14 protein-coding genes are annotated in these 13,927 nt (G+C 51.5%); 11 read left to right on the top strand and 3 right to left on the bottom strand.

The window, feature by feature from the left end; translation table 11 throughout:
* Positions 1–116: 116 nt before the first annotated feature.
* Complete coding sequence (locus CRO33_RS04260) at positions 117–893, bottom strand: type IV toxin-antitoxin system AbiEi family antitoxin domain-containing protein (protein WP_097117154.1); 777 nt, start codon at positions 891–893, stop codon at positions 117–119.
* 272 nt (positions 894–1,165) lie between these two features.
* Here CRO33_RS04260 and CRO33_RS04255 point away from each other — a divergent pair, with 272 nt between their 5' ends.
* Genes CRO33_RS04255 through CRO33_RS04235 form a run of 5 tightly spaced genes read left to right on the top strand, consistent with a single transcriptional unit; the run spans position 1,166 to position 6,235 of the window.
* Entirely contained in the window at positions 1,166–2,269 is a 1,104-nt protein-coding gene (locus CRO33_RS04255; protein ID WP_097117153.1) for an ABC transporter ATP-binding protein, read from the top strand.
* A gap of 27 nt (positions 2,270–2,296) precedes the next feature.
* Entirely contained in the window at positions 2,297–3,574 is a 1,278-nt protein-coding gene (locus tag CRO33_RS04250) for an ABC transporter substrate-binding protein (protein ID WP_097117152.1), read from the top strand.
* A 10-nt stretch (positions 3,575–3,584) separates the two neighbouring features.
* The gene (locus CRO33_RS04245) at positions 3,585–4,496 is read left to right on the top strand and encodes a carbohydrate ABC transporter permease (RefSeq protein WP_097117151.1); all 912 of its coding nucleotides are present in this window, start codon (positions 3,585–3,587) and stop codon (positions 4,494–4,496) included.
* Positions 4,493–5,311 (top strand): carbohydrate ABC transporter permease, encoded by an 819-nt coding sequence (locus CRO33_RS04240; protein ID WP_058960559.1) that lies wholly within the window; start codon positions 4,493–4,495, stop codon positions 5,309–5,311. The genes CRO33_RS04245 and CRO33_RS04240 overlap by 4 nt, the downstream gene beginning before the upstream one ends.
* A gap of 12 nt (positions 5,312–5,323) precedes the next feature.
* On the top strand, positions 5,324–6,235 hold the full coding sequence (locus tag CRO33_RS04235; RefSeq protein WP_097117150.1) for a metallophosphoesterase: 912 nt from the start codon (positions 5,324–5,326) through the stop codon (positions 6,233–6,235).
* 35 nt (positions 6,236–6,270) lie between these two features.
* Here CRO33_RS04235 and CRO33_RS04230 read toward each other — a convergent pair whose 3' ends face one another.
* A complete protein-coding gene (locus CRO33_RS04230; RefSeq protein ID WP_097117274.1) occupies positions 6,271–7,017 on the bottom strand; it encodes an HPP family protein in 747 nt (248 codons plus the stop codon).
* Between the two features lie 189 nt (positions 7,018–7,206).
* On the opposite strand from CRO33_RS04230, the gene rluF reads away from it, so the two are divergent.
* Positions 7,207–8,088, top strand: a complete 882-nt coding sequence (rluF, locus tag CRO33_RS04225) for a 23S rRNA pseudouridine(2604) synthase RluF (RefSeq protein ID WP_034823556.1) — start codon at positions 7,207–7,209, stop codon at positions 8,086–8,088.
* 110 nt (positions 8,089–8,198) lie between these two features.
* Positions 8,199–8,348, top strand: a complete 150-nt coding sequence (locus CRO33_RS24540) for a hypothetical protein (RefSeq protein WP_160832916.1) — start codon at positions 8,199–8,201, stop codon at positions 8,346–8,348.
* A gap of 47 nt (positions 8,349–8,395) precedes the next feature.
* On the opposite strand, the gene CRO33_RS04220 is transcribed toward CRO33_RS24540, so the two are convergent.
* Positions 8,396–9,433, bottom strand: a complete 1,038-nt coding sequence (locus CRO33_RS04220) for an NADP-dependent oxidoreductase (protein ID WP_097117149.1) — start codon at positions 9,431–9,433, stop codon at positions 8,396–8,398.
* A gap of 153 nt (positions 9,434–9,586) precedes the next feature.
* On the opposite strand from CRO33_RS04220, the gene CRO33_RS04215 reads away from it, so the two are divergent.
* The 4 genes from CRO33_RS04215 to CRO33_RS04200 all read left to right on the top strand — a co-directional run bounded on the left by CRO33_RS04215 (position 9,587) and on the right by CRO33_RS04200 (position 13,925).
* Positions 9,587–9,826, top strand: a complete 240-nt coding sequence (locus CRO33_RS04215) for a helix-turn-helix domain-containing protein (RefSeq protein WP_234473204.1) — start codon at positions 9,587–9,589, stop codon at positions 9,824–9,826.
* Complete coding sequence (locus CRO33_RS04210; RefSeq protein ID WP_097117148.1) at positions 9,819–11,051, top strand: type II toxin-antitoxin system HipA family toxin; 1,233 nt, start codon at positions 9,819–9,821, stop codon at positions 11,049–11,051. The genes CRO33_RS04215 and CRO33_RS04210 overlap by 8 nt, the downstream gene beginning before the upstream one ends.
* 197 nt (positions 11,052–11,248) lie before the next feature.
* Entirely contained in the window at positions 11,249–12,604 is a 1,356-nt protein-coding gene (locus CRO33_RS04205; protein WP_097117147.1) for an MFS transporter, read from the top strand.
* On the top strand, positions 12,582–13,925 hold the full coding sequence (locus tag CRO33_RS04200) for an enolase C-terminal domain-like protein (protein WP_097117146.1): 1,344 nt from the start codon (positions 12,582–12,584) through the stop codon (positions 13,923–13,925). Before CRO33_RS04205 ends, CRO33_RS04200 begins: the two co-directional genes overlap by 23 nt.
* Positions 13,926–13,927: the final 2 nt, after the last annotated feature.

Here is a 13,927-nt window from a genome sequence, read left to right as displayed (position 1 = left end):
TAGCTAAGTGGTTATTAGCAATACCTCTTTGAGTTTCGCCAGCGCCTCAGTGTGTTTAGATGGCTGCATATTCGATAAATTATGTAATTTCCACCAATAAACACTTTGGCGGTCCATTAATTCGACTCCCTGGGGACGGTAATATTCCATGTTTTATCCAATCTGCCGCCACGTGCTATTTCACGTTTACCCACACCTAAATCATATTCTTCCGGCTTAAGGTATTTGAACCAGGCATGATTATGCTGCTGAGACAGCCATAAAAATAATCGTTTGCTCTTGATGCTGGAGCTGGCACGCAAAAGCGCATCCACTTTTTTGGGCGATAGAGTAGGCAAGCTCTGCATCAGTTGATCTGCATGTTCAAAGCTCATTGCTGTTGGAACCCCGGCCAGGGCCTCAAGAATCGCTTTTTCGGGTGTAGAGTAGAGCAAGGGCGGAAGTGACTCTCGCCAGTTATCTTCACGAAGATAGCGTATTTCCTGCATCAGTGAATCTGGCCATAACCGGCGGGTGCTGTGCCATGCAAAATGAATGTTGCTGTCAATTTTATTCAGCCATGCAGGCAATGCCGTTTCTGCGTATAGCTCGATGTGGATATGTTTGCTACGTGATTGATAATGTGCGAGTCCTTCCAGATCGAGTGCGCTCAATCCGCCGACATGGATGGGGAAGAGACTCATTCTTTGCAATGAGGTGACAACGCCTTTCCAGTTAACCTGCGATGTTTCGCGGACGTACACCCCAGGGGTCAGTGTCAGCAGGGTTTGGCTTTTGACCGCGTTATCAATGAAGTGCGGATTAAAACCCTGTGTCACCAACCAGGGTTTAGTGGCGAGTAATCCCGCAGGAAGTATCTGTTTCAGCCTTTGACGACTTTCAGCGTTCAACATTGCTTTTGGTTTGCATAATGGTCATATGGCGGCAATTATCGCCGTTAATTTCAAATTAAGCAAACCAGATGGAAATTTTGGTTTGTTGTGTTTGAGTTGCACGGCAATTATCGCCGTCCTTTTGGCTTTATATAAACTGCACGGCAGGTTTTTTCACTCCCTTATAACAGCAGGGTAGCCTGTTCCAGTCACCCAACCGTCACCCCAGCAACATAAATCCTTCATTTCCCTGAGCTAGCTTACCGCCATTCTGTTTTCAGGACTGCGGATGCATGAGCCACCTTTCGCTACATCACATCACTAAAGCCTGGGGCGCCAAAATTGCCCTCAATGACATCACCTTTGATGCCGCAGAAGGGAGCTTTGTTGCGCTGCTTGGGCCATCAGGCTGTGGAAAATCCACACTACTGCGCACCATTGCCGGGCTGGAAACCGCCGACCGCGGCGAGATCCACTTTAAACACGCTGAAATCACTCATTTGCCCCCATCGCAGCGCAAACTCTCGATGGTTTTTCAATCCTATGCGCTTTTTCCACATCTGAATGTCCGCGAGAATCTGCTTTTTGGCTTAAAAGCGCGTGGGGAAGACAAGCAGACGTTTGCGAGCCGACTGGATGACGTCAGTAAGCTGATGGAACTGGATAAGTTGCTTGATCGCCTGCCATCTCAGCTCTCGGGGGGCCAACAGCAACGTGTCGCGCTGGGAAGGGCGGTTATCGCGAATAACAACCTATGTTTGATGGATGAACCTCTGTCCAACCTTGATGCCAAACTTCGCCAAAGCATGCGCCGTGAGATTCGTGCCTTACAGAAGAAGCTGGGGCTCACCATGCTGTATGTCACGCACGACCAGACCGAAGCGATGAGCATGGCGGACAGTATTATTCTGCTGAATGACGGCCACATTGAGCAACAAGGCACACCGAACGATCTCTATAACAACCCCGCCACGGTTTTTGCCGCGCAGTTTATTGGCGCGCCACCCATGAATATCCTGCCGTTGCACAACAAAGAAAACCGTCATTACCTGAGCCACTTACTGGCGCCGGTGGTTGAGCATTGCGATGAGGTGGCATTGAGTCTCGGTTTACGAGCGGAAGATATTCAGCTGATCTCACCTGAACACGCTGCCTTAAAGGCCAGAGTGATCAGCTACGAATACATGGGTGCTGATACCTTGCTGGTGTGCCAACTGGCTGGCCTGGCCGATGCCATCACCGTGAAAGTGCCCGGCATGCAGCATTTTGTCGAGGACAGCCAGGTCGGCTTGCAGTGGTCCGCAACCCGTCAATATCTGTTTTCCACCACGACCGGCAAGCGCTGTTTGTCTGCCGAGCAACAGATGTTTGTTTCACAGAAAAAATACGCTGTTTAACCGTTGTTTTTCGCCCAAGGGATAATCATGTCTGCGATTCGTTACTCACGCCTGGCCTCTGCTTTACTGCTCTGTACTACGGTTTCCGCTTTTGCCGCCGATCCGGTTAAATTGCAGATGTACTATCCGATCGCGGTCGGTGGCAAAGTCAGCCACACCGTTGACGCGCTGGTGGCTGATTTCGAAAAAGTGCATCCGGAAGTGAGCATTCAGCCGGTTTACACCGGTGACTATGCGACAACCGTCACCAAAGCGCTGACCGCGTTTCGGGGTGGCAATGCTCCGCAGCTGGCGGTCATTGGTGACATTGAGGCTTATTCCCTGATTGATGCGGGCGCGATTGTCGCCGCCAGCGATCTGGCGACCGGTGATGAAGGTAAAAAATGGATCGATGGATTCTATCCAGCGTTCCTGCGTCACATTGATGGCAAAGTGTGGGGCGTGCCATTCCAGCGTTCAACCGTGGTGATGTACTGGAATAAACAGGCCTTTGAGAAAGCTGGCTTGGATGGCGACACACCGCCGGCCAACTGGCAGCAGGTGGTGGAATTCAGTAAAAAACTGACCATCAAAGATGCTAACGGCGTGAGCCAATGGGGCATCGAGATTCCGTCCACGCCAAACGGTTACTGGAACTTCCAGGGACTCTCTGCCACCAATGGCGGTCGTCTGGATAACGGAAAAGGCACGGCCGTACATTTCAACACCCCTGGTAACGTTGAAACACTGCAATGGCTGACCGACCTCGGGCAAAAAGAAGAAGTGTCACCGAAAGGCGCCATCGCCTGGGGTACCACACCACAGGACTTTATCAGCGGTAAAACCGCCATGATGGTCACCACCACCGGTAACCTGACCAACGTGCGCGATAACGCCAAATTCCCATTTGGTGTGGCGATGCTGCCAGAGAAAACACAGCGTGGCAGCCCAACCGGCGGCGGTAACCTTTACGTCTTTAAGAATGCCTCACCCGAGCAGCAAAAAGCCGCGATGGCGTTTATCCGCTGGGTGACTTCACCGGAGCAAGCTGCGCGCTGGAGTATCGCGACAGGCTATGTGGCGACATCTCCAGCAGCATGGGACACCACGGTGATGAAAGACTACGTGAAAGAGGTCCCTCAGGCGCTGGTCGCGCGTGAGCAGTTGAAGTATGCGCAGCCAGAACTCTCGACCTACAACAGCGTACAGATTCAGGATGCGTTGAACCATGCTGTCGAAGCGGCGGTGACCCAGGCAAAAACCCCGGCAGAAGCGCTTGAAGGTGCGCAGAAGCAAGCGGATCGCCTGTTGAAGTCCTACCAGTAATGGAAGCGCGATGAGCACGATAAATGCCAGTACGGCGCAGCGTCGTCCCGCATTCTGGTCGACGCAGCTTTATGGTTACCTGCTGATTTTGCCAGCACTGAGTTTTTTGCTGCTGTTTACGCATTATCCCGCGGTGGCGACGATCTGGGAGAGTCTGTTCAGCGCTTCCCGTAATAATCATCCGGCCCACTTTGTTGGGCTGGATAATTACATGGCCTTGCTGGATGACGATATCTTCATCCAGTCGTTCTGGAACAACTTGTTGTATGCACTGATCACCATTCCGCTGGCCGTCGCGCTGGCGTTAATGATGGCGCTGGCTGTGAATCGACGATTGGCGGCAAATTCGCTGGTCCGCGCGGCGTTTTTTATTCCATCATTGCTCCCAATGATTGCCATCGCCAACCTATGGCTGTTTTTCTACACTCCGCAGTTGGGGCTGTTGAATAAGTTGCTGGCGCTGTTCTCACTGCCTGCCGTGAACTGGCTCGGTGAGCCGGGCACGTCCCTTTATTGTCTGATGGCGGTTTCTGTCTGGCGTGAAGCGGGCTTCTTTATGATCTTCTATCTTGCTGCCTTACATCAGATCGATCCCCGCCTCAATGAAGCGGCAGCGATTGAAGGGGCTTCACGCGGTTACTTTTTCCGTCGCGTGCAATGGCCGCTGTTGATGCCAACGACGCTATTTGTGTTGATCAATGCTTCGATGAACGCCTTCCGCATTGTCGATCAGGTGATTGCCATGACCAACGGGGGCCCCAACAACAGCAGTAGTCTGCTGCTGTTCTACATCTATCGCACCGCATTCAGTTTCTGGGATATGCCTGCTGCCGCGGCGATGACCGTGGTATTGCTGGTGATTCTGGCGGCGATTGCGCTGATTAAATTTACGCTGCTGGACAAGCGAGCCCATTATCAATGAAGAAGACGAACGCGTTGGGTGGCTGGTGTCTGAACCTCATCATTTGGCTGGCCGCGCTGCTGTGGCTGTTGCCGATTCTGGTCGCCCTGTGGGTAGCAATCCATCCTGCATCGGATCAGGCCAGTTTTTCGCTGTTCTCACCGCTGACCTTTGATAATTTCATCAAGGCCTGGCATGCCGCGCCGTTTGCCCGCTACTTCCTCAATACCACCTTGCTGGTGCTGATGATTGTGGTGGTGCAGTTAATTTTGGCGACCATGGCGGCCTATGCGCTGGTGCGTTTCAAAATGAAATTCTCAGGGGTTATTTTCGCGCTGATCCTGCTGCAGTTGATGATTAGTCCGGACGTTTTGATTTTGAACAATTACAAAACCATCGGTGCGTTTGGGCTGCGCGATACTTTAACGGGAATAGCATTGCCGTATTTCGCCTCTGCTTTTGCCATTTTCCTGCTGCGTCAGACGTTCAAAAGTATCCCACTGGTGCTGGAAGAGGCGGCGATTGTGGAGGGAGCCAGTCGGTTTTATATCTTGCGCAAAATCTACATTCCATTGGCGAAACCGATCTACATCGCTTTTGCCCTGGTCTCGATCAGTTTCCACTGGAATGATTTCCTGTGGCCGCTGGTGATTACCGATTCCGTCAACGTAAGACCGCTCACCGTCGGATTGCAATTGTTCTCGGCGCCAGAGCAGGGTGTACAGTGGGCGCTCATTGGTGCCGCTACCTTGATGACCACCTTGCCGTTGCTGGTGCTGTTCCTGATTTTCCAGCGCCAGTTTATTCAGTCGTTCATGCGTGCTGGTATTCGCTAAGGAGTGTTTTTCGTGACTCATCCGCATCCATTGACATCCTTGCAGCGCGAACTCCTCGGCGATGTGGCCGAGCTTTATGCTTTACCTGATTTACGTCCTGCAATGATGGATAACGTGCTGCGTTTCGGTGTGATTGCTGATCCGCAGTATGCCGATGTCGAAGCTGATATCGCCAATAACCTCTACTACCGTCATGCACTTGATAAGTTACCGCAGGCAATTGAAGCCCTGAATCAGCAACCGCTGGATTTTGTTGTCACGCTGGGGGATTTGGTTGACCGCGATTGGGCAAGCTATGCCGCCATTCTGCCGCTGTATGACCAGTTGGTGCATCCGCATGCGGTAGTGTTGGGGAATCATGATGCGCAAACCCTTGCTCAGCATCTGAATAATCGTGCGGCACTCCCCAAAAGTTATTACTCGTTTCGCTTAGCGGGGTGGCGGTTTATTGTTTATGACGGTAACGATGTCAGTTTGTACTGCAATGCACTGAATGGTGATGACTATTACCAGGCTGAGAACCTGTTAGCGGAATTAAAGGCGCAGCGACAGCCGCAGGCTCAGCCATGGAACGGTGCCGTCGGTCAGCAGCAGCTGAACTGGATTGAACAGCAATTGATTGAAGCTCAGCAACGGGGGGAAAAAGTGGGGGTGTTTGGTCATTACCCGCTGGCGCCTCACACCACGCATATACTGATGAACGCCAGTGTGCTGGTGGATCTCCTTTCTAGTTACAACATACATTTTTGCTTCTCAGGGCATGACCACCGCGGCAACGCTGCATACATCGGTCAGACAGGGTTTTATACCATGAAGGGCATGCTCGATGGCCCAGCCGAAGTGCCCTTTGCGGTGGTCGAAGTGGATGATAATGGTGTAAGGATTCACGGCTTCGGCGGGGAAATCAGTCGCGGTCTGTTTTAATACAGTTTGCAGTTGGGTTTAGTACCGCCTGCTATTTAACTAGCGCGCTTCAGCGACTGTACCGGCAGCTGTTGCCGACGACGCGCAATCTCTTCAGCACGCTGTAACAGCTGCTGCAAATCATCCTCGTCAATATCGAGAAGCTGACCGTTCTCCAGTGCCTGATGCAGATCATCGCGAGTAATTGGCACTTCAAGCGCCACTGAATTCGTTTTAGGTTCGTTAGCAGCCAGCGGATGCGGGTAACGGCGACCCGCAAGATTATTAAAAATGATTGCCAGTACAGCGAGACACACGGAATTTAGCAGCACGGGAGAGAGAATAAACTGATATCCCAATTGCTGAACGCCACTGCCGCCCAGAATCGCTGTCAGCGCCACCGCCCCGCTGGGAGGATGCAAGCAGCGCAGCTGAAACATCACGGCAATGGCGAGACAAGCCGCAATGCCGCAAGCGACTGCGGGATAGGGCACATACATCGCGGTTGTCACGCCTATCACGCCTGCGACCAGATTCCCGCCAACAATCGACCAGGGTTGCGCCAACGGACTATTCGGTAAGCCGAAAAGCAGCACTGCAGACGCCCCCATCGGTGCCACAAACCATAAGTTGACCTCACCAAGCAGCCAGTGGCTGGTCAGGCTGGTGATCATCAGGCCGAGGCCCGCACCGATGCTGGCCATCACTCTCTGTTTTTTGGCGACCGGTAACGGATGCGGCCAAAGACGGGCAAGGAAAGTCCGCAGCGATGTTATCCAGCTGGCGCGACGCAGGTGTGTCATGAAGGTCATACTCTGTCATAAGAAAACGCGATGGATGGCGATTGTCGCTGATCGATTCCTGAGGAACAACCACAATGTTAGTGTGCTGTTACCAAACGGTGATGAGGTTACAAGCTGGAACAATGATGTTTAACCGTGTCTTACACAATGTCTAAGGTTGTTGTATAGTCCGTTTTTTTCGGAGGAACCATGCTGCCCAACTCATCCACGCGCCTGAACAAATACATTAGCGAGAGCGGAATCTGCTCACGACGTGATGCCGATCGTTACATAGAGCAAGGTAACGTTTTTATTAACGGCAAGCGCGCGACCGTTGGCGCACAGGTCTTTGCCGGGGATGAAGTGAAAGTGAATGGACAGTTGATCGAGCCGCGTAACGAAGAAGATTTAGTGCTGATTGCGCTCAACAAGCCGGTGGGCATTATTACCACTATGGAAGAGGGTGAACGTGATAACATCGGTGATTTTGTTAACCACAGTAAACGCGTGTTCCCGATCGGCCGTCTGGATAAAGACTCACAGGGTCTGATTTTCCTCACCAACCACGGTGACCTGGTCAATAAGATCCTGCGCGCCGGTAACAACCACGAGAAAGAGTACGTGGTGACCGTAGATAAGCCCATCACCGACGAGTTTATTGCCGGGATGGCGGCGGGTGTGCCGATGCTGGGTACTGTGACCAAAAAATGCAAAGTGAAGAAAGAGTCGACCTTTGTGTTTCGTATCATCCTGGTTCAGGGTCTTAACCGCCAGATTCGCCGAATGACCAAGCATTTTGGCTTCGAAGTCACCAAGCTTGAACGTACGCGTATCATGAATGTCAGTCTGAAAGGCATCCCGCTGGGCGAATGGCGTGATTTTACTGATGACGAATTGATTGAGTTGTTTAACTTGATCGAGGATTCTTCATCCGAAGACAAAAAAACGCAGCAAAGCCAGGCGAAAAAGAAACCGGCAGCAGCGGCGAAAAAAGTCGCATCGAACGGTGCAAAGATTCCAGAGAAAGCTGCGGCCAAACCAGCAGGACGTCAGCGCTTTGCTCAACCTGGTCGTAAAAAGAAAGGGCGTTAAATTTTCCCTGGATTTGCCATGACTGTTTAAACCCGGAACAAATTTTATAATCCTCTCACTATTTGTTCCGGTTTTTTCCCTTCATACTTTTTTTAACAAAGGAGGGAACAATGAACAACGCAACCTGGTTAGATGAAATGCAGCATTTCTATGCCGCGCAGCCGCGTCCGGCGTGGGTTCCACGCATGTTTTGGCTGACCAAAAAACAGCGTAATAAAATTTTGACGGAACTCTTGCTGCCGCAGGCCAAACAGAGATAACGCTGCTATTTAGCCGGTTATTTAATGTTAAGAATAACCGGCCCTTATCACTCTTCTTCAGCCACTTTGACCACGGTTTTACCAAAGTTATTACCCTTCAACATATCGAAGAACGCCTGTGGTGCATTTTCTAATCCATCGATCATGTGTTCACGATAGTGAATTTTCTGCTGTTCAACCAATGGCGTCATCGCCTGCAGAAATTCCGGATATCGATCACCGTAATCCTGGAAAATAATAAACCCCTGCATACGGATTCGGCGCTTCAATATCCCACTCAGGATTTGTGGCGTACGGTCAGGACCAGCGGGTAGGGTTTTGCCACTGTTATAGGTTGAGACCAGTCCACAAACCGGTACGCGAGCGGCGGTGTTCAACAGCGGGAACACGGCATCAAACACTTTGCCACCAACGTTCTCGAAATAGATATCGATCCCGTCCGGGCAGGCGTTCGCCAACTGTTCAGCAAAATCCTCGCGATAGTGATCGAGACAGGCTGAGAACCCGAGTTTTTCAATCGCGTAGCGGCATTTCTCTTCACCACCGGCAACGCCAACCACATGACAGCCTTTGAGCTTACCCAGTTGCCCGACGGTGGCTCCCACCGGGCCCGTCGCGGCGGCGACCACCAGGGTTTCGCCTGCTTTTGGCTGCCCAATGTCCATCAGGCCCATGTAAGCGGTGAAGCCGGGCATCCCCAGAATGCCCAGCGCCCAGGATGGGTGGGGCAGATCGCCGATTTTCGCTACGCCAGTGCCATCCGAGACGGCATAACGTTGCCATCCGCTGCCTGCCAGTACCCAGTCACCGGTTTTATAATCGGGATGCTGCGATTCAACCACCTGTGAAACTGTACCGCCGACCATTGGCTGATCAAGTTGTGCCGGAGGCGCATAGGATTTACTGTCATCCATGCGCCCGCGCATATAAGGATCCAGTGAGAGGTAAACCGTGCGGAGCAGCATTTCACCTGTTTTGATGGAGGGAATAGGTTGTTCAACAAGCCGGAAATTCTCTTTAACCGGTTCGCCATCGGGGCGCGATGCCAATAGCCAGGCTTGATTGCTGTCAGGGGATTGCGTCATGTAAACCTCTTTACTCATTTGAATCAGGCAAGTGTAGTAGAAACCTATTTAAGAGTTTGTCGCAATCTTGAAATGTTGCTATATAATAACAATTAGGTGTTTTTTACATATATGTTGCTATATAACAACATTTGGAGGCGTATGCTGCCAGGCATGCAAGATATCGGCAGAAAGTGCCAGGAAAAACGTAAAGCGAAAAGGTGGACGCAAGCCAAAGCAGCCTTGCATTCGGGTGTTCACCGCACCGTGATCTCGCAGATTGAGAACGGCCTTTATTCTGGGTCACTCAAAGTATTGACGTTGTATCTCAATACGCTCGAACTAAAACTTTCCGTGCAGTCTGCGGGCATACCGCAACTGGATGAACTGGAGGAATTGTTTAACGATGACTGATTTCAACCAATTGGCAAAGCCACTGCGTTACATTGACGTGTTTAGCGGGGGTGAGTACAGCGGAAGATTGTTGCATGAACGGGGGAGTTACAATTTCAGTTATTTCTCTGAAATGGCACGCCCCGTATCGCTTACCATGTTGGCGGAAAATCGGATCAGTTATAACGGTAGTCGATTATTTAATATTTTTGAGATGAACATACCTGAAGGCTATGTTCGCTACCACATCGCTGAACGTTTACGCCGTTATGTGGGGAACGTGAGTGATATGCTTTTCCTCGCATTACAGCAGGACACTGGAATAGGCGCATTATCGTATAAAAGTGAGATCGATTTTCCGCGGCCTTCACCGGAAAAACTGGATGATTTGCTTCGCTGGGATCATAAAGAAAGCGCTTTTCAATATTTGCTAAATAAATACCTGCTACAAACCTCCATTTCGGGTGTGCAGCCTAAGGTAATGATCAGCACTGAGAATCGTGGTACCGTGTTGTACCCAAATCTTATAGCGAAAACGGGTGATGAAGAGTACCCACGATTAGCGGAAAATGAATTTATCTGTATGTCCCTGGCGAAGCTTTGTGGCTTGCCAGTTGCCGATTTTTGGCTTTCTGATAATAAAGAACTTTTTATTATGGAACGCTTTGATATTCAGCATAATAGACGTCTGGCAATGGAGGACTTCTGTGTGCTATCAGGGAAAACATCAGACCATAAATACAGTGGTTCTTATGAAACCGGTGGGAAAATTGTGAGTTTATTTACGCGCGATCAGTCCCAGGTTGAGTTGTATTGGCGCTATGTTCTTTTTAGCTGCATGGTAGGCAACGGTGACGCGCATTTGAAGAATTTTTCATTACTGTATGCAAGTGAAAATAATGGATCACCCAAGTTATCCCCACTCTATGACGTGGTCAATACAGACATTTATCCAACTACTGATAAAGAGTTGGCGCTTAAATTAAATAAAAGCAAACTATTCCCCAATCGAGATAATCTGCTGAAGTTTGCGCGTGAGCTTAAAATCATCAAGCCTGCTGATATCATTGAGCAATTCGCAGATATCATAAGTGACCAAATAAATAACAACCCGATTTTCGATGATTTCCCTGCGCTTAAGGAATCAATCGCCCAGTCTCTGACTCGCAGCGTGGCGACTAACAATGTATTTTTAACCACTGACGTCAAACGACCTAAAAAACGAAAAACTGACTCATTGCTCTAATAGCGCTGGGAGGTATCTATCTTCCCAGTGAGCCAGCGCACAAACCCACACAAAACTTTACGCTGGGAAAACCGCTAACGCATTGAACATAAAAGCACCTTCAACATCTGCACAAACGGTCTCGGGCATTCTCACATAACTGCTCTTTAATCGACTGCGTATACCTATAGCGGTGCAATTAACCCAATAGGTGACGCATGACGGTTCAACAATCTTATGATTTAGCAGCAGATCACGACGCGCATATCGCCTCCGCAATCGCTAAGTTTTTCCGTCGCATCATCCCGATGCTGGCGCTGATGCTGATTGTTAACCAGATTGACCGAGCCAACATTGGATTCGTCAAAGCCGAATTACAGACGGATGCGGGGATCAGTGCCGCAGCCTTTGGTCTGGGCGCAGGATTGTTCTTTATTGGTTATGCGCTGTTCGAAGTGCCCAGCAATATGATGCTGAAAAAACTCGGGGCACGCGTGTGGCTGACGCGCATCATGATTACCTGGGGCATCGTGGTGGTGTTAACCGGTTTTGTGAGCACGCCGCTGCATTTCTATGTCCTGCGCTTCTTGTTGGGTGTGGCAGAGGCGGGATTTTTCCCTGGCGTCTTATTCTACTTTCGCCAATGGGTGCCGAACGCATGGCGCGGTCGTGCCACCGCGATGGTGCTGAGTGCCACCGCCAGCGCCTTTCTGTTTTCCGGCCCCTTAACTGGCGCCATTCTGATGCTGCATGAGGTGAACGGGCTAGCCGGGTGGAAATGGGTGATGTTCCTGGAAGGGGGCGGATCGATTGTGATTGGTTTGCTGGCCGCGCTAGTGCTGGTCTCTAAACCGCAGGATGCCAAATGGCTTAACCCAGCAGAGCAACGTGCGTTGCAAGCACAGTTAGCGTTAGAGGATGCCGCTCGTGACGTACATGCTAAAGAGCACGGCCGCTGGGGTTTATTGCGCGATCGCAGCTTACTGTTCTATTGTCTGATTTTTTTCACCATGACCATGACCGGTTACACCCTGGTCTTCTGGCTGCCGCAAATCATCCAGCGTATTCAGGGTTACAACAGCTTTGAAATAGGTTTGCTGACCGCCGTTCCGTGGTTATGTGCCATTGTTGCCTTGTTCCTGCTGGGTAAAACCACCGACCGCTACCGCGATAAGCTGGATAAAGGGCTGGGGCTTGCGATGCTGATTGCCGCGTGCGGCACCTTTATGGCCACCACCGGCACACCCTGGTTTGGCTTTGTCGCGATGATCGTCGCTTGCATTGGCTCGAAAGTCAGCGCGGCATTCTTCTGGCCAATGCCGCAAAGCGAATTACCTGCTTCAATCGCCGCGCCTGGTATTGCTCTCATCAACTCCATCGGCAACCTCGGCGGGTTCTTTGCACCCACCGTGTTTGGCTATCTTGAACTTCATACCGGCAGCACCACCGGCGGGCTGTATGCGCTGACCAGCGTGTCGGTCATCACCGGTGTCTGGCTGCTGCTGCGACGCAAACCTGTTCCCCCTGCATTCGGTCACACGGAGAGAAACCATGTCCGACACACCAGTCATTAAATCGATGCGTATCGTTCCGGTTGCCGGATACGACAGCATGCTGCTGAACATCGGCGGGGCGCATAACTGCTGTTTCACGCGCATTCTGGTGATCCTTACCGATTCAGCAGGCAACAGCGGCGTGGGGGAAACGCCGTGCCACGCTTCAACGTTGCAACTGCTGGAACATTTTCGCCCGCTGATTATCGGTAGCTCACTGATGCGTGCTAACGCCACGTTGAGCCAACTGTTCGCCAGCGACGCGCGGCAGCAACACACCTCGCACACCAATGACATTCATATTCCGCAGATGAATCCAGAGAAGTTTTACAACGCGGCGGCGGCTATTGAGGCTGCGTTGCTCGATTTGCAGGGTAAATTCCTCGATTTACCGGTAGCGGATCTGCTCGCCAGCGGTAAGCAACGAGAGCGTATTCCGGTGTTGGGCTATCTGTTTTATATCGCCGATCGTCAACGCACGAACATGCACTACCGTTCGGGTGATGACGAAGCGGATGGCTGGTTCCGGTTACGTCATCAACCGGCAATGGACAGTGCAGCAGTGGTACGGCTCGCAGAAGCCGCAGTAGAACAATACGGTTTTCGGGACTTCAAGCTAAAAGGCGGCGTCTTGCATGGCGAGCAGGAAGTCGAAACCGTGGAAGCCTTGCTGTCGCGGTTTCCACAATCTCGCGTCACCGTGGATCCGAATGCCAGTTGGTCGCTGGATGAAGCGATTCGCTTTGGTAAACAGCTGGCAGGTAAGGTGCCATACCTGGAAGATCCTTGTGGCGCAGAGCAGGGATATTCCGGGCGCGAGACCCTGGCCGAGTTCCGTCGCGCCACTGGCGTGCCGGTGGCCACTAATATGATCGCCAATGACTGGCGGCAGCTGCAGCACGCTCTGCAGCTCAACGCCATCGACATCCCGCTCGCCGATCCCCATTTCTGGACAATGCGCAACGCCAACGTCGTCGCGCAACTGTGTAACGAATGGGGCCTTACCACCGGTTGCCACTCCAATAATCACTTTGATGTTTCACTGGCGATGGTGGCCCATCTTGGTGCTGCAGCACCTGGCAATCGTCAGACCGCCTTCGATACGCACTGGATATGGCAGGATGGCCAGCCACTCAGCCACCAGCCACCGCAAATTCGTGATGGTTATCTGGAGCTGCCGCCGGGGCCAGGTTTGGGCATTGAACTGAATATGGAACGCGTCGAGCAGGCGCATGCGCTCTATAACGCACTGCCCGATAAGAACCGCAACGATGCATTGGGCATGCAGTTTTTGATTGATAACTGGCGTTTTGACGCAAAACGTCCGGCTCTGGTTCGCTGAGG

The organism is Pantoea sp. GL120224-02 (assembly GCF_900215395.1).
In the GTDB taxonomy this organism is placed as follows: Bacteria; Pseudomonadota; Gammaproteobacteria; order Enterobacterales; family Enterobacteriaceae; genus Pantoea; species Pantoea communis.
This window is presented reverse-complemented; position numbering and strand designations above follow the sequence as displayed.

Coding starts and splice junctions, on each gene's coding strand:
- CRO33_RS04260 (WP_097117154.1), bottom strand. CDS start 893: ATGTTGAACGCTGAAAGTCGTCAAAGGCTGAAACAGATACTTCCTGCG.
- CRO33_RS04255 (WP_097117153.1), top strand. CDS start 1,166: ATGAGCCACCTTTCGCTACATCACATCACTAAAGCCTGGGGCGCCAAA.
- CRO33_RS04250 (WP_097117152.1), top strand. CDS start 2,297: ATGTCTGCGATTCGTTACTCACGCCTGGCCTCTGCTTTACTGCTCTGT.
- CRO33_RS04245 (WP_097117151.1), top strand. CDS start 3,585: ATGAGCACGATAAATGCCAGTACGGCGCAGCGTCGTCCCGCATTCTGG.
- CRO33_RS04240 (WP_058960559.1), top strand. CDS start 4,493: ATGAAGAAGACGAACGCGTTGGGTGGCTGGTGTCTGAACCTCATCATT.
- CRO33_RS04230 (WP_097117274.1), bottom strand. CDS start 7,017: ATGACACACCTGCGTCGCGCCAGCTGGATAACATCGCTGCGGACTTTC.
- rluF (WP_034823556.1), top strand. CDS start 7,207: ATGCTGCCCAACTCATCCACGCGCCTGAACAAATACATTAGCGAGAGC.
- CRO33_RS24540 (WP_160832916.1), top strand. CDS start 8,199: ATGAACAACGCAACCTGGTTAGATGAAATGCAGCATTTCTATGCCGCG.
- CRO33_RS04220 (WP_097117149.1), bottom strand. CDS start 9,433: ATGACGCAATCCCCTGACAGCAATCAAGCCTGGCTATTGGCATCGCGC.
- CRO33_RS04215 (WP_234473204.1), top strand. CDS start 9,587: ATGCAAGATATCGGCAGAAAGTGCCAGGAAAAACGTAAAGCGAAAAGG.
- CRO33_RS04210 (WP_097117148.1), top strand. CDS start 9,819: ATGACTGATTTCAACCAATTGGCAAAGCCACTGCGTTACATTGACGTG.
- CRO33_RS04205 (WP_097117147.1), top strand. CDS start 11,249: ATGACGGTTCAACAATCTTATGATTTAGCAGCAGATCACGACGCGCAT.
- CRO33_RS04200 (WP_097117146.1), top strand. CDS start 12,582: ATGTCCGACACACCAGTCATTAAATCGATGCGTATCGTTCCGGTTGCC.